The sequence below is a fragment of the Granulosicoccus antarcticus IMCC3135 genome, from assembly GCF_002215215.1.
Lineage (GTDB): Bacteria > Pseudomonadota > Gammaproteobacteria > Granulosicoccales > Granulosicoccaceae > Granulosicoccus > Granulosicoccus antarcticus.
In genome coordinates this window covers 1328912-1344577 of sequence record NZ_CP018632.1, presented here as the reverse complement: position 1 = coordinate 1344577, position 15666 = coordinate 1328912, and the positions used below count along the sequence as shown (strand labels likewise).

The 15666-nt window shown below is 53.0% G+C and carries 15 protein-coding genes; 3 read left to right on the top strand and 12 right to left on the bottom strand.

Going from position 1 to position 15666, the window contains the following annotated elements; genetic code table 11:
* Positions 1 to 7 precede the first annotated feature (7 nt).
* The 3 genes from IMCC3135_RS05750 to msrA all read right to left on the bottom strand — a co-directional run bounded on the left by IMCC3135_RS05750 (position 8) and on the right by msrA (position 1906).
* A complete protein-coding gene (locus IMCC3135_RS05750) occupies positions 8 to 259 on the bottom strand; it encodes a hypothetical protein (protein WP_088916734.1) in 252 nt (83 codons plus the stop codon).
* Between the two features lie 99 nt (positions 260 to 358).
* Positions 359 to 1228 (bottom strand): PPK2 family polyphosphate kinase, encoded by an 870-nt coding sequence (locus IMCC3135_RS05745; RefSeq protein WP_088916733.1) that lies wholly within the window; start codon positions 1226 to 1228, stop codon positions 359 to 361.
* A gap of 3 nt (positions 1229 to 1231) precedes the next feature.
* Complete coding sequence (gene msrA / locus IMCC3135_RS05740) at positions 1232 to 1906, bottom strand: peptide-methionine (S)-S-oxide reductase MsrA (protein WP_088916732.1); 675 nt, start codon at positions 1904 to 1906, stop codon at positions 1232 to 1234.
* A gap of 564 nt (positions 1907 to 2470) precedes the next feature.
* On the opposite strand from msrA, the gene IMCC3135_RS05735 reads away from it, so the two are divergent.
* The gene (locus tag IMCC3135_RS05735; RefSeq protein WP_088916731.1) at positions 2471 to 3016 is read left to right on the top strand and encodes a peroxiredoxin; all 546 of its coding nucleotides are present in this window, start codon (positions 2471 to 2473) and stop codon (positions 3014 to 3016) included.
* 89 nt (positions 3017 to 3105) lie between these two features.
* Here IMCC3135_RS05735 and IMCC3135_RS05730 read toward each other — a convergent pair whose 3' ends face one another.
* The 4 genes from IMCC3135_RS05730 to IMCC3135_RS05715 form a co-directional block, all read right to left on the bottom strand.
* Positions 3106 to 3567: a CopD family protein gene (locus tag IMCC3135_RS05730; protein WP_088916730.1), complete on the bottom strand. Its 462-nt coding sequence runs from the start codon at positions 3565 to 3567 to the stop codon at positions 3106 to 3108.
* A gap of 14 nt (positions 3568 to 3581) precedes the next feature.
* Positions 3582 to 4985 carry an L-serine ammonia-lyase gene (locus IMCC3135_RS05725; RefSeq protein WP_088921699.1) on the bottom strand — a complete coding sequence of 468 codons (1404 nt, stop codon included), beginning with the start codon at positions 4983 to 4985 and terminating at the stop codon, positions 3582 to 3584.
* A gap of 167 nt (positions 4986 to 5152) precedes the next feature.
* Positions 5153 to 5884 (bottom strand): S1 family peptidase, encoded by a 732-nt coding sequence (locus IMCC3135_RS05720; RefSeq protein WP_088916729.1) that lies wholly within the window; start codon positions 5882 to 5884, stop codon positions 5153 to 5155.
* Between the two features lie 153 nt (positions 5885 to 6037).
* Positions 6038 to 6643, bottom strand: coding sequence for a Slp family lipoprotein (locus IMCC3135_RS05715; RefSeq protein ID WP_088916728.1), 606 nt, complete (start codon positions 6641 to 6643; stop codon positions 6038 to 6040).
* 371 nt (positions 6644 to 7014) lie between these two features.
* Here IMCC3135_RS05715 and IMCC3135_RS05710 point away from each other — a divergent pair, with 371 nt between their 5' ends.
* On the top strand, positions 7015 to 7305 hold the full coding sequence (locus tag IMCC3135_RS05710) for a hypothetical protein (protein ID WP_088916727.1): 291 nt from the start codon (positions 7015 to 7017) through the stop codon (positions 7303 to 7305).
* A gap of 61 nt (positions 7306 to 7366) precedes the next feature.
* Here the strand turns inward: IMCC3135_RS05710 and IMCC3135_RS05705 are convergent, their stop codons facing one another.
* A complete protein-coding gene (locus IMCC3135_RS05705; protein ID WP_088916726.1) occupies positions 7367 to 9574 on the bottom strand; it encodes a methyl-accepting chemotaxis protein in 2208 nt (735 codons plus the stop codon).
* Between the two features lie 303 nt (positions 9575 to 9877).
* On the opposite strand from IMCC3135_RS05705, the gene IMCC3135_RS05700 reads away from it, so the two are divergent.
* Positions 9878 to 11638, top strand: coding sequence for a DUF4091 domain-containing protein (locus tag IMCC3135_RS05700; protein WP_418251417.1), 1761 nt, complete (start codon positions 9878 to 9880; stop codon positions 11636 to 11638).
* Positions 11639 to 11662: 24 nt separating this feature from the next.
* On the opposite strand, the gene IMCC3135_RS05695 is transcribed toward IMCC3135_RS05700, so the two are convergent.
* The 4 genes from IMCC3135_RS05695 to IMCC3135_RS05680 all read right to left on the bottom strand — a co-directional run bounded on the left by IMCC3135_RS05695 (position 11663) and on the right by IMCC3135_RS05680 (position 15635).
* Positions 11663 to 12436 (bottom strand): 4-phosphopantoate--beta-alanine ligase, encoded by a 774-nt coding sequence (locus tag IMCC3135_RS05695; protein ID WP_088916724.1) that lies wholly within the window; start codon positions 12434 to 12436, stop codon positions 11663 to 11665.
* Positions 12433 to 13221 (bottom strand): 3-methyl-2-oxobutanoate hydroxymethyltransferase, encoded by a 789-nt coding sequence (panB, locus tag IMCC3135_RS05690; protein ID WP_088916723.1) that lies wholly within the window; start codon positions 13219 to 13221, stop codon positions 12433 to 12435. The genes IMCC3135_RS05695 and panB overlap by 4 nt, the downstream gene beginning before the upstream one ends.
* 77 nt (positions 13222 to 13298) lie before the next feature.
* On the bottom strand, positions 13299 to 14009 hold the full coding sequence (locus tag IMCC3135_RS05685) for a Rossmann-like and DUF2520 domain-containing protein (RefSeq protein WP_088916722.1): 711 nt from the start codon (positions 14007 to 14009) through the stop codon (positions 13299 to 13301).
* Between the two features lie 195 nt (positions 14010 to 14204).
* Positions 14205 to 15635: an alanine/glycine:cation symporter family protein gene (locus IMCC3135_RS05680; protein WP_088916721.1), complete on the bottom strand. Its 1431-nt coding sequence runs from the start codon at positions 15633 to 15635 to the stop codon at positions 14205 to 14207.
* Positions 15636 to 15666 lie beyond the last annotated feature (31 nt).

The following is a 15666-nucleotide window of genomic DNA, read 5'->3' as shown; positions in this document are numbered from 1 at the left end:
AAGTCGATCAATTCAATGTACACCGCGGCTTGAAGGGGATTATCTTGGCCCCTCCCGCGGGTAGTGCCTTGGAACGTGAGCAGAAGGCATGACTGGCGTATGGCCAGAGCTGATCTGCATCCATCTTCTCACAGGCACGCCGGATCATCAGATCGGTTATCTCGTGCTCTGCACCCGATTCGTCAATCGTGGCACACACCGTTATGGATTCGGGCAACGGCTTAAGCGTCTCGATCTTTAGTGAAATCAACTGTTTCATTAGTCAGTCCCTTTGCTCTCACACCACGCTTTCGCGTGATAAACGTTACTACGCAAGACTTCGACCACCCTGGCATCATATTTTATCAACATGCCAGCTCTAGTCCGTCTCACCGTTCAAACGGGCGATGTGCTCTTCAAACAAGGCGATTTCATCAGCGCTTTTCTGCGGATAACGCAGTGGCAGTGATTCCAGCGTCTGTTCAATGATCCGAGCCACCTGCAGTCGCATGTACCGCTTGTTATCTGCCGGTATGGCAAACCAGGGTGCATCTTTGGTTGAGGTTTCATTCAACAGCTTTTCATAAGCCTGCATGTACTCATCCCAACGCTCACGGGACGTCAGATCACTTTTTGAAAATTTCCAGTACTTCTCGGGGGTCGTCAGACGTTTCAGAAATCGTTTCTTCTGTTCATCCTTCGACACATTCAGCCAAAACTTCAATACAACCGTGCCATTTCGAGTCAAATGCTTTTCATGGTCACGGATGGATTCGTAGCGTTCATCCCAGAATTTCTTGTGCTCATGACGGGGTAACCGCTGACTGGCAAGAAACTCAGGGTGTACCTTCACTGCGAGCACTTCTTCGTAATAGCTGCGGTTGAAAATGCCAATACGGCCACGTTCGGGAAGCCTTTTAGCGGTACGCCACAACCAGTCATGCTCAAGCTCTTCATCTGAAGGACTCTTGAACGAGGAGACCTGACAACCCGCTGGATTCACGCCACTCATGACGGCGCGGATTGTGCCGTCTTTGCCCGCGGCATCCATAGCCTGGAAGACCAACAGCAACGAGAAGCGATCATCAGCGTACAGCTTGCGCTGCAGCTCGCTGATACCGGCGACGCACTGGGCTAGCTCCTCCTCGAGAGCCTTCTTGTCGGAAGCTTTCTCGAGCGGCTTGGTTGAGGCGTCGGCGATGGAATAATGGCCATCGGACGGTACGATATAAGGTGAGTCGAATTTCATGACCTAAACGCGTGCCTCGGGCTGACTCTTGTGTGTCGGTACAGTCCAGATACAGCTCGTGTCTGTGCCCTGCTGACTGCAATAGCCATCCGGATTCTTGTGCAAATATTGCTGATGATGATTTTCAGCAAAATAGAATGTTGGAGCGATCATGATTTCAGTCGTAATGGGACCCAGACCGCGTGAGGAAATGGATCGCTGATGCGCCATCTGGCTGGCTTGTGCCTGCCGCAACTGCGCATCAGTGGAGGCGTAGATACCAGAACGAAATTGAGTGCCCAGATCGGCCCCCTGCCTCATTCCCTGCCTCGGATTGTGCGATTCCCAGAAGAGATCAAGTAATTGTCCGAAGCTGATTCTGGCTGGATCGTAGACTACAAATACGACCTCACTGTGACCTGTTCCGCCGGAACAAACCTCTTCGTATCTGGGGTTGGGTGTCAGGCCACCGGTAAAACCAGCCGCCGTTGTGTAAACACCCGGCAAGTTGAAGAACAGTGGCTCTACGCCCCAGAAACAACCCATGCCGAAACTGCATTGCTGCATGTTGGCAGGATAAGGAGCGCTCATCGGGTTGCCGGTCACGACATTGACAGGCGCAACCGTAACGGCCTCCGCCCGACCTGGCAAGGCCGCGGATGCAGTGGGCAGAATGAATTTTCTTGCCAATGCAGACACCTGTTCGACTCCTTTGGGCTCATGCCATCAGCACAAGCACAGAAAGGCCGCAGCCCTGAACAGCTACGGTCAGATCGAACATTACCTAACGATGCTTAAACGAAACTGAAATACTGCCGCTCAAGCACGATATTCATCACATTTAACAGTTATACAGCGCCAGCAACTCCTCCAGCAGCTCCGATTTAGTCAAGAGCGGCCTGTCGGCTGGTGAAATGTCGATGAACCAAGCGTATCTGCTGGACCTCTTTCGAGTTCCAGGCGAACAAAGTGTAGGTCACTCCCAGAGGAAAGCGAGTGCCAACGGCAAGCTCAGGCTCCAAAGTAACACTCTAGTCTGCCCCGATCCGCAGCAAACAAGATTTAAAGGCTCTCACCCGCAGATCAGTGCTACGCCCCCTTGGTGGAGCTGTCCACCGACGCTCTGCGTCATCCAAACTGCTCGACTGCGAACAGTCACAACTGATTTTCCATGAGGTGGCAGACCAGCTACCGATGACACCGTATCGTTCAACCAGGGATCAAATACATTTACTGTCAGTATTAAGAGAGAGAAAGCCAATCATGAGTTTCCTACGTCAAGTCCCCAACGTCACTTTCAAGACTCGAGTACGTGATGAGGCGCTGGAGGGAGATAACCCGTTCAAGTGGCAGGACGTCACCACAAACGAGCTGTTCAGTGGCAAGCGAATCGTACTCTTTGCTCTTCCAGGCGCATTTACACCGACCTGCTCTTCCACCCATTTGCCACGTTATGAAGAGCTGTACGGTGAGTTCATGAGCGCGGGTGTCGATGAGATCATCTGCCTCTCAGTCAATGATGCATTCGTCATGTACCAGTGGGGCAAGGCTCAGGGCATCGAAAAAGTCCGCATGCTGCCCGATGGCAATGCCGAATTCACACGCAAGATGGGAATGCTGGTCAAAAAGGAGAACCTGGGATTCGGTCCTCGCTCATGGCGCTATGCCATGGTTGTCAACGACGGCCAGATCGAGGAGATGTTCATCGAACCTGAGTTTGGTGACAATGCCGGTAATGATCCGTTTGAAACATCCGATGCCGACACAGTGCTGGCCTGGATCAATCAGGCACAACTCAAAAGCGCTTGAAGGCTCTGAATTCTGAGTTATTACGAGATTGAACTAGACGGCCGGTACCGGGCATTCAGCCCGGGCACCGGCCACCTATTGAATCGGATTCAGAACAATCCGTAACGTCCGGCATAGACCAGCGCCAGCAAGATCAGTCCCATGACCAGGTTGACAAGAACAACGTGCCGAACCCGATTCAACGCGGCTCCTGCAGCCTGCCAGTCTTCAGCCTCAACGGTTTGCTTGAAGAGCGCATAGGGCCGGTAGTACATATAGACAAACAGCGCGATCATGAGCAGTCCGAGTAAGTGCATGATATGCACATAGACCGGGCTGGTGGCAAAACCGCCGAAAACGCCGAATACCAGTCCGTATCCGGTGACAGGCAGAATCACCACAGACATCCAGACCCAGGGGAAGAAGCGTTTAAACGCACCGGCCCATAAGGTCAGGCGACGATGAGGCTCCATCAGCGCAACGCTTGGACGTAAAACAACATAGGCGAAAAACATTCCGCCCACCCATATAGCGGCGGCCAGGCCGTGTAGTGCAATGGCTAGTGAATTCATCGTTTGAAAAATACTCAGCAATCAGGAAAACTAACGGGCACTTCTATCACATTTATGGCAAGTCCACCGCGTGCAGTTTCCTTGTATTTTGTTTTCATGTCAGCACCGGTTTCGCGCATGGTCTTGATTACCTTGTCCAGCGAAACAAAATGCTTGCCATCACCTCGCAAAGCAATTCTCGCCGCATTGATAGCCTTGATTGACCCCATTGCATTTCGTTCGATGCAGGGCACCTGAACCAGACCTCCCACCGGATCACAGGTCAGACCCAGATTATGCTCCATGCCGATCTCGGCGGCATTCTCCACCTGTTCCGGCGTACCGCCCTGAACGGCAGCCAGTGCACCAGCCGCCATCGAACAGGCTGAACCCACCTCACCCTGGCAACCAACCTCGGCTCCGGATATGGAGGCATTTTCCTTGTACAGGATGCCGATGGCGCCCGCTGTCAGCAAAAAATCCACAATGCCCTTTTCAGAAGCACCGGACACAAAACGATGGTAATAATGTAATACCGCCGGAATGATTCCCGCGGCACCATTGGTGGGCGCGGTAACCACTCGGCCACCGGCCGCATTTTCTTCATTCACGGCCAGGGCATACAGATTGACCCAGTCCATGACCGTGAGCGGATCACGCATTGCCGCTTCCGGATGCAGGCTGAGTTTTTCGTAAAGCTCGGCTGCCCGTCGCTTCACCTTCAAGCCGCCAGGCAATATGCCGTGCACCTGACATCCTCTTTTTACACAATCCTGCATTACCTCCCACAGGGCAAGCAACTCTTCGCGTACCTCTGCCTCGGTGCGCCAGCTGAGCTCATTTTGCATCATGATTTCACAGATGCTCATATCGTGCTCTGCACACAACTCCAGTAGTCGATCACCGGTTGTGAACGGATACCGTACTGGCGTCTCGTCAGCCTTCACCACAGGCTCGCCTTCAGCGGCCGTGTCATCCAGTACGAAACCACCTCCCACCGAATAATAGATGCGCTGCGAGAGGACCGAGCCTGCCGAATCCGTCGCTATAAACTGCATGGCATTGGGATGAAAAGGCAAGGCACGCCTTTTATGCATGACCAGATCCCGCTTCTCATCAAATACGATGACATGAGCTCCCGGCAACGTTAGTTGTCGTGCCTGACGAATGCCTTCGAGGCGTCCGGCTATTGTCTCAACAACAATACTGGTCGGGTGCTCACCTTCCAGTCCCAGCAATACAGCAGTGTCACTGCCATGCCCCTTGCCTGTTGCCCCCAGAGAACCGTACAGCTCCACCTTGCAGCGAGCAACCTGTGAGGTCAGATCATCTTCTGCCAGTGCCATGACAAACCGACGGGCCGCAATCATGGGTCCCACCGTATGCGAACTGGAAGGGCCGATACCACTCTTGAACAGGTCGAAAACGCTAATAGCCATACAGAATGAGTTCTCTTGATCCAACAGGCGATGGCACACTTTACGCATTTGCCTGAGAGAAAGATGATCTGTAAACGGCTTGCTAGCGAGTCGGAACGACACGATCTGGCTCTGATGAGAGCAAGCTGTCTCTCAGGCTGAAGCTGCAGCCACAAAGTTCAAGAGTTCTAACGATAACCGCGCAGGAATTCGTTAATGGTCGCAGCCGCCACCGAGACTGAGTGGTTTGTCAGCTTGACGTATTGATCGCCCTGCAGGTAGGTGCCATAGCCACGTAGCATACCCAGTATTTCCCAGGCACCATTCTGGCAACTGAGCAAACCACCTCCGGACTGTCCCAGGTCAATGGAGGCGCTGGCATACAGAGCACCTTCATGGTTATCCTGAACAACGCCACTTGAGGTCATCATGGCCTGTGCTCGCGGATAGCCTACAGCCCATACCGGCTGGGATTTGGCAGCATCAAACCCTGAAATATGCAAGGGTACGATCGATGCTGTGTCTACTGCCAGGACAGCCAGATCGTTCACATGATCAACCATCAGCAACTCTGCAACGCTGAACGCATCGCCGATACGTACAAAGAACCGGCCGTCACCCTGAACCGCATGCGCGGCGGTCAACACCCGGTTGATGTCGTAGACCACACCCGAAGCATGGCTACCGTTATCGGTCGATACGGGTACGATTGCCTGCAGAGCACTGGCGTCAGGTTGCGAGCAACTCAAAGACCTACGAGTCAGGACGTTAACTGACTGCGCCCCATCCCAAATGCGATTCTGAGTAAGACCATCAACAAGATAGTCACTCCCCCGCTCCGCCAAGGCGACCGGAATGGTGAGGGCCAGACCCGCCATGAAACCAGCTAATGCTCCTGTTCTCTTCAGGGCACTCAACATTTATAGACTCCATCGATCAAAGCAATCCAGCTTCTTTCTGGTATCGACGAGAACCCTGAGTGGTTGACACTCATCAACACTCGCCATAACAGCAATGTGGGCCAGGTATCACTGGGGCATCCATGCTTCAAGCTTCAGCATAACTTATCGCTGCTAGCGACGACTTGGATGACTATCCGGGTTGAACGGCCAATCGCGCCAGAGTGGGTCATTACGACCGTAGGATGGGTAACGATTCCAGTGAGGAAAATGGCTGGCAGGTACGACAACCATTTCCTTCCAGTATTTGTAACTCTGGACAGCAACGACAGGAAAGAGATACTCAGCCTCGCCTATTTTCCCGACACGCCGCTCGGACAGCCCTCCCAACACGGTCATGTCACGACCTGCCTCAACGATCTGCGGATCCAGGAATTCGTCAATTTCGGCCAGAAATCGACCATCCGAACGATCGTCATGAATAGGGCGTCCGCCGCTGTAGAGAGGACGTGAGACGATTTCGACCAGCGTCGTGTTATCTGCCCGGTTGAGCACCCGTGTGATGGTGCCGCCCCACCGTACTATCGAAGCAGCCTCAACAGAGGGACTGCTGGCTGCATCAACCGATAATGCCAACCCCTCATCATCGCGTGCCTGTGCGACCGTGATATCGGTGACGCTGCCGCCTTCAGCCGGCGGAGCCGGGTTGCTGATTGCACAGGCACTGGCCAACCAGCTTCCAAGAACTAGCACGGCGACGGTGGTTTTTGATCTGATCATCTGTTCACTGTTCCTGAGGCACTTTTAAGCCTGTCACGGACAAGATGTTGTCTTCTACCGTCACAAGCAACCGGAAAACTGTGTTCGTTTACAGTTTTTAATGTTTTTCGACCAACTTGGCTACTCTCTGAATACACAATTCGTTGCATAACTGCTACTTTTAAGACAAGAGCTATCACAACGCTGCCGTTAGCCTCTTATATCGAACGATTTGTGCCCGTAGTCGTCTGAAAGGACTTATTCGCTTTGCCGTCACGAGTAACAGGTAGCGTGCCATTGAATATCTGCCTGTCTGCTTGTGTCTTTTATATTTGGTTGCCCTGGCAACCATTGGAGCTTGACTGATAACAATCGCCAGAGAGACACGCCTCATGCACACGATTTCGAAAGCAGCGCATATTCTCAACATCAGTGAATTCAAATTATTCAGCGAAGCATACCTTGCCTGGTTTGGTGATCGCGCTGATGACGAAGATCTGACCATTCTGTTCTCACAATTCATCATGTTCGGTGAGTTACCTGAGTGGGCTGACCAATTCGCCCGTTCGATACTTGATGATCTGGAAGCCAATCGTCAAGTCAACCTCAACTCCTTCAGCATACTCAACCTGTCCCCACGCGTGGGCAAGCGGCCAGAAATCAGCTTCTCGATTCTGCGTTAACCGTCACGGTGCTGTCAGCGACGCGGACAGCACAATAAACATGCTTAAACAACTGATCTCCCTATCTGTCTGCGCTCAGACTAGTGCGTAGTTGATAGCGACTCAACAGCTCACCCAGAGCCCTGGCGCGCGAGTCGACCGCTTCGCTTGCTGCCAGGCTATCACTGGCAGCCTTGTACGACTCATCTGACTTTTCCACAAGCTCCTGCAGGTCACGATGAATGCTGTCGCTTGTATCTGAGGTGCGTTGCACCGTCTGACTCATTTCCATGGAGGCCGAATTCTGCTGCGACAAGGCAGCAGCAACCGAGGTCTGGTGTTCACTGATTTCATGAACGATTTCATTGATGCTGGCTATCGCCTGTACAGCGCTGGTACTGTCCGTTTGAATACTGATGATACGACTACCGATTTCATCGGTGGCCAGCGCCGTCTGCTTGGCCAGCTCCTTGACCTCATTGGCTACGACGGCAAACCCCTTTCCTGCATCTCCGGCTCGCGCCGCTTCGATGGTCGCATTCAGAGCCAGTAGGTTTGTCTGTTCGGCGATGGTGGTAATTGTCTTCAACACGCTGCCGATATCCGTGCTTGATGCATAGAGTTTCTGCATGGTATCGCTGGTGCTTCGTGCAAGTGTCACTGCATCAAACACCACTTTATCAGCACCCAGCATACTGCCAGAGATATCGTTGATCGATGAATTCATCTCTTCAGTCGTTGTTGCGGCACTGCGCATCAGTTTGTTCACACCATCCGTGCTCCGCGCCACGGAGACACAGTGCCCGTTGGAATCGGCTGCGCTACGTTCAATCTGCACAGCACTTCTCTTCAACTGTACAGAGCAGGCAAGCAACTCAATGGTATGGGCATTGATTGCTGCAAAATCCTTGTTCAACGATGCCAGAAATTCGTTGATGGTGGCGGCAATGGCATTGAGTGACTCATCCGCCATGGCATCGATTTTCTGGCTTAGATCGCCATTAGCCGCCGATTGCACAACCTGGCGTATCTGATCTACCAGAGCACTCAGATTCTGCGCGCTCAGCACCGCAGCCGCATTGCTTTGAGTCAGCTCTTTTCCCCGAGCCAGATCGTGGGTAATGTTCTGCCACGTAAGCAAGGCCTCTGTTGAATCTGCGTCGGTGTCATGAATCGGCTCCAGATTCACATTGAACTTCTCAGAACCCAGGTCTACCCGCAGAGAGCACGGTAACCGACTTTGTTCCTTGCAACAGGCTAACAACTCCGCCAGTGCAAGCCCGCCCTGCGACAGAAAGTTCGCAGGGTCCAGAACTTTCGGCAAATGGCCTGCCACATGTAATTGGTCCGCCTCTCTGGCGGCAGCAGGGTTGGCATAAGTTATTTCCCCGGCACTATTTACCAGCATCATTGGTGAGGGGGACTGCGTAATGATGGCGCGCACTTGCTGCAAGTCTGTTCTCAGATCGCGAAAGAAGGTACCCACTTCATCCCACCGAACCTGCCGACTACCTAACGCGACACTGATCCCCTCTAACAGTGCATCAAGGTCTGCTGAAATTCTGCCAAATTCATCCTTCCTCGTCATATTCAAAGGACGAGACAAATCGCCTGATGCCATTCTCTTGAGAGCCTTCTGCATTCTATTGACCGGCACGGCTATGCTGAGTCCGGTCAGCCAACTGATCAGCAGACTGACCAGTGCCGCCACGGCGCTGATCCACAGGCAGACTCGAATCAGGTCATCGGCTTTATCTCTGGACAAGGCTACAAGAGTGTCCACAACCAGGCTGGCTTGTATGTGCAAGCGTGCCGAGATATCCAGCAAGGACTCATGGCTGGCGGCAACGCTGTCCGCAGGCGCATCCAGTAGATTCCTGGCTTCGTCAGAAAGCAATGGCATGAGCTGTTGGTTAGCAACCAGGATAGACTGCAGTTTCTGCGAAACTGGTGGCCTCAGGGTATGGATGATCGTCACGCCATCGGTGGAGCTGACAGCTAACTCCCCGCCATCAGTCATAAGGCTCAGAGTCGTTTGGAACAATCCGATCGACTGCTCGCTTTTTTCAATAGCAAGCTGCCGTGCCGGCTCTTCTGCCCGGGCGGCAACCAGCACTTCTTTAATATAGCGCTGATTGAGCATGCGCTGCCGGCCGGCGATATCGATCAACAACCCATCCTCACGCGAGGCATTGATATTATCAATCACAGCAAGGCAGGTTGCAGCCAGTGCCAGAATCAGGACGACAGGAATAACAGCCAGCTTCGCAACCAGCGGAATGTTGTTCATCGATAGCAATTGTCAACATTTCACTTAAATTGAACTAACGGCCGAGCCGCTATAATCTTGAGATGAAACGCCCGCCCCCTCACGGGCCATAAAGCACGGTACCTGCTACTCAATAACCCAGAATCGACTGAAAACTGCATGCCACTTATCGTATCGACGACAGGCCGCCGAGCACGGCAATTTTTATTGGCATTGCCGGTCCTGGCATTGTGCACTTGGGGACTGATACACAAACCAGCCCCCGTCTATGACGATAGTTGTCTGAGCAGCCCTGCTGGTCTGGTTGTCTGCGCTGCCAGCGACATGGCACGAATTACCCGCGATGGCATCAGCCAGTTGGAACATCCGCGCTTCGATCTGGCCAGCTCCAGCCCCCAGCGCCTTCACTGGACAGTGGCTCGTAATGAAACCATCGGGTTTCAGCTGATACTGCGCAGTGAAGACCTTGGCTCGACGAACCGGGTTTCAGTGGACATCGCAGACAGCGACATTCCTGCTTCGCTGTATCAGGCTCATTATCTGCGAGTGAAGAATGCGGGCTATCGATGGGGACCTGCAACCCGGGTACTACCCTATCCGGCAGATTATCCGGATGCACTCATTCCCCGGCAACAACAATGCGGAACCGATAATACCGAACTCTTCGACGCCATTCGTCTTCCTGCAAAAGGCCTGAATCAGAGTGTCTGGGTTGAGATGTACATACCCGATGATGCGCTCACCGGCGAGCACCTCATAAAAATCAAGGTAACAGATATGCTCGACGATGCGCCGGCATCCGAGTCGGACTCGCCAGTCAGCATTGAGTTACCCGTACTGCTGTCAGTGATTGATGCAACGATACCGCATCGTACAAGTATCGATGCAATTGGCGAAATCTATCGCTCCTATCGGCTTGAAGGCGTCGGTGATGATCGCAGCCAGCAGAACTGGCAACAGATGGCACAGTGCTACCAGACACTCGCCCATCAGCATCGTATGGTCTTTATCGAACGAACGCCAGATGAGCCGGTAAGCCCTCAGGATTGGCAGGATTATCTGGCCGCCTATCAACCAGCGCTCAGCGGCGAGCTCTTCAGCAAAGCGCAAGGTTATGTCGGCACAGGGACCAACACCCCCATCAGCATCTGGCGAACACCGTGGACACAGGAACATGATGTCACGGTCGAAGAATCAATGAGCGAGGCGGAACTCGCTGCCTATACACTGCGAGCTGACGTCTGGGCGGATCTGGTCAACACCAATGGCTGGCAGGACACTCGATACTTTGCCTATGCCTTCGATGAAGTTGATGGTCCGACAAAACTTGCAGAATCAGCACCTGAGCGACATCAATACATTGCCCGAGTCCATGGCGACATGCAGCATATCCAGCAAGCCATTGACAAGGGGACAACTGCCAATGGCCGCGAACAACCGGCAATCGATCTGATGTGGACCAGTCACTCCGATCCGACTGTCTGGCTGAAAGATCCGCAAACCACCCTGGTAGATCGAGTGCGCCTCTGGGCACCCAATGCACATGCTGCCAATACTCAGTTCCTGGCCCAGCGTATGGCATTGGGTGAACAAGCCTGGTTTTATCACAGTGGTCATCCTGCCGTGGGCGGACACAGTATCAACCTGCCAGGTACCGACATGCGTAGCTGGGGTGTGATCGGTGCCCGATATGGCCTGCAGGGTCAATTGATGTGGGCGGTCAATCTGGGCAATGATGAGCTGCCCTTCGCCCAACCCAGCTACAAACCTGACGATGATCGAGTCGGTAACGGTGTCATGGTCTATCCCGGCAATCAATTGCCGCGCATTGGATTCCCGGCAGCCCCGGGACCTATCCCGTCCATGCGACTCAAAGCCTGGCATCGCGGCTTGCAAGATGCGGAGCTCTACCATCTTGCCCGGCAACGTCATCCTGAAGAAGCCGATGCGTTGATCAAAACTCTGATACCCAGGGCGCTCGGCGAGGCGGTCGCCCACGGTGATCAGAGTCCGACATGGCCGAGCGAATCCGCGGCATGGATTCAGTGGCGCGATGATCTACTCGCTTTACTGTCGCGTAATTGATCTCCTCACGCGTTCAACGATAAGCTAGAGAGTGCTCTCTGCCATCGCCACATTATCGATCAGGCGGACTGCTCCGAGATGGGCTGCAACGAATCGTCGGCCCCAGCGTTCTTCACAGTAATCCACGCGAAAACCCAGTTTGTCGAGTTGTATTGAGACCTCGGAGCTCGACAGCGCTCTGTCTTGCAAAAGCACATTCAACTGCCTGGCAACAGTGAGCTCAGAGGGACTCAGACGCCGGTTGCGAGAACTCAGGGCGAGGCCATATTCGTCCCGAACGGTTTCATGCCCGATAATGATTGTCGGCATGAAATAGGCTTCGACCATTTTACTGACCAGACGATACTGCTGAAAATCCTTCTTGCCAAAATACACGCGCCTGGCCTGCGTCAGGTTGATAAGCTTCATGACGACAGACAGTACGCCCTTGAAATGTCCCGTTCTGTTCTTGCCACACAGCACCATCGAATCCTGCGACTCGTCCACAAAAATCGTGAAATCAAAAGGGTACAGTTCCTTGTATTGCGGCAAGACCAGATCCGTAACACCCAGGCTTTCCAGATAGCGGATATCGTCCTGCAGGCTATCCGGGTAATTGCTCAGATCGTCAGGATTTTCAAACTGGGTAGGATTGACGTAGATGGTCACGACACTTTGTCGACTCTCCTCCACGCATTGAGCAATTAGCGCCCCATGCCCCTCGTGCAGGGCACCCATGGTCGGAACCAGTCCACGCGTCCGGGGATCACTGGCATCCGCTGCCGCCATCCATTGCGCCACACTCTCATGGATATTCATGATGGATAACTTTCATCGGCGTTCGGGTATTGCTGCGCCTTGACGTCGTTATCAAACTGGTCAAACGCCTGTGTGAGAGTTTCCTGCAAATTACAGTACGTTCTGACAAATCTGGCCTTGTGCTCAGAGGTTCCCAGCATGTCTTGCATGACCAGTACCTGGCCATCGGTTTCAACACCAGCCCCGATACCTATGACAGGAATCTGCAAGGCCTGGCTCAGCGATTTTCCCAACGTTTCCGGCACACATTCAAGCACTATGGAAAAACACCCCAGCTCCTGAGCCAGCAAGGCCTGTTCGGTAATCTGATCTGCCTGTTGCTGGTTTTTGCCCTGAACCTTGTATCCACCCAGGGTGTTGACACTCTGTGGCATAAGGCCCAGATGCCCCATGACCGGCACTCCTGATTCCACCAGATGTTGTATCAGAGCCTCATTGCCTTTGACGCCTTCAAGCTTGATCGCATGGGCACCCGCTCGCATCAATCTCAGAACATTATCCAGACTCTTGTCCAGCGAGCCACGATTACTCAGAAAAGGCATATCGCCGACAATGAACTTTGACGAAGCTCCTCGTGACACCGCTTGTGTATGCAGCTCCATCATCTCCATGGTTGCAGTAACAGTACTGTCATGCCCATGCATGACCATACTCAGACTGTCCCCCACCAGCAGACAGTCCACCGAGGAATTGTCCACGATTTTTGCGGTCCAGAAATCGTAGCAGGTCAGCATCGATATTTTTCTGCCTGTCTGCTTGTATTCGATGAAGTCTGTGATTTTCAAATTCGGTGCTCACGTTAATGGACATGATGATTGTTCGAAACCCGTCCGGTTCCGGTACCGATCTCAATGAGTTTGTTTTACGTTCCCTGACAATCCATCAACTTCATGAAACTTCGGTACAGCTCTTTTTCCGAATCGCTCTTCAGCGACTGGATGTTCTTTTTCATGGTCGATTTATCGTTACGGGCCAGCGGCCCAGTAATACTGCCACGCGGGTTCTTTATAGAATTTCGCAAAGTTGTCAGCAACAAGGGTTGCACAGAGTCCGCAGCAATGCCAAGTTCTTCAAACTGTGCAAGCGTTTGAGACCAGATAATCTGGGGGAAGTTGCAGGACATCACACACAAGGCGTGATACAGCGGCTTGCTGGCGGCGGGAATACTGACGATGGTATTGGGAAATCGATTGAACAAGCCTGCACTCTGCAGGTGCTCGGATTCAAGCACCAGGGTCATGCCTCGATAAATGTCAGGCTCGTACAGTGCTTTGCCGAACGTCATTAGTGGATGGCAGCTGTACATTTTGCCGGACACATGACAACCGCTGAAATGGTAGACAGGGTTGTGATAATCCTTCAGGTGTTCGTCATGAAAGGATTCGAGGCTATCATCGGAGATGGCCAGAAAAACATGATCTGCTGTATCCAGCAACGAGACAAGAGTTGCCACATCATGAGTTGAGCGTGCCCATCTGGAACAGGAAAAATTCTGCATACCGAGGTAGGCAAACCAGTGATCTGCCATCTGGCCACCGCCTATGACAAGGTAATGGTGCTCGTCATCGTTCACGTTACGTTTCCGCCTTCATATCGGCACCCTTGAGCGGGGTGAGAGCAGAATAATAACTGAATCCGGACCAGATCGTGATTATTGTGAGTGAACGACTGTGCCGTGCGTCAGGAGCACGGCACAGGTCTCAATGACAAGGGGAATATCAGCTCATCTGAACTGATATCCCTCTCACTGATGACTAGCTGCCGGACTCTAGTCTGGAACCTTTCCAGTCCATGCAGTGCGATCAATATCAAGATCGCTGAAGTCATCCGGATTCAGAACGGGTCGTGCCACACCCGCATCCAGTTGCTTGCGAAAATCCTTGAGGATACGCAGACAAGTCGGTAGCAGCATCATCAGAACGATCAGATTCACCACCGCCAGTAGACCCATCAACGGATCAGCGAAGAAGAATACAGCGGTCGCATCTGGTGCTGTCGCACCCAGAAAAACGATACCGATGATGACCAGTCGCAGAACATTGATAGCCATCGGGTTCTTGGTGATGACCGTCATGGCATTCTCACCCAGATAGTAGTTGTAGATGATGGAACTGAAGGCAAACAACAACACCATGATCGACAGAAAGTACTGCGTCCAGGACCCTAGATGAGCGACCAGTGATTGCTGTGTCAGCACAATCCCATCGACCCCTTCGGCACCAGGCACATAGACATCACCCAGCAGGATAATGAATGCTGTACAGCTACAGATGAAGATAGTGTCGATGAAAACAGAGAACGATTGTGTGATGCCCTGACTCACGGGATGTCGCACATCGGCAGTGGCTGCAACGTTCGGTGCTGAACCGAGACCGGCTTCATTGGAAAACAGACCGCGACGCAGGCCTTGTGCAATAGCGGCGCCCATGCCGCCACCGACAGCTTCTTCGAAACCGAAGGCGTTGGAAAAGATCGATGCGATGACAGCAGGCAAGGAGGTGATGTTCAGAATAATGACAACCAGTGCCATCGTGATGTAGCTGATGGCCATTACCGGTACGATGACATCGGATACCTTGGCGATACGACGCATACCACCAAAAACAATCAGACCTGTCACTACCGCAAGAAAACTACCCGTATAGAGTCGGTCCAGACCGAAGCTGTCTTGCATGGCACCAGCGACGGTATTGCCCTGGAAGGCATTGAAACCCAAACCAAAAGCCAACAACAGGCACACCGCATAGACGATAGCCAACCAGCGGAACTCCTGGCCCAAACCGTGCAGAATGGAGCGCGCCGGTCCACCACGAAAGCTGCCATCGGCCTGGCGAGTCTTGTACAACTGTGCCAGCGAACATTCCACCAGACTGGTTGCCATGCCGACCAGGGCAATAGCCCACATCCAGAATACAGCTCCCGGCCCACCCAGTGTGATGGCAACTGCCACCCCTGCAATATTGCCACCGCCGACTCTGCCACCGACAGAAACCAGCAGCGCCTCGCGAGCCGATATAGCGTTAGGATCGCCAGACTGGTTGCTATTGGAAAGCACTCTGAACATGCGCTTGAAGAACCGGATCTGAGCGAATCCGGTCAGCACCGTGATGAACAAACCGAATATGACCAGCAGGGGGACGAGCGCCCACCCCCAGGTCAGATCTCCGATCAGCCCGAAGAAACCTTCCAGTATTGACATTGCAACATCTCCATTTTTGATGCTGTCACTA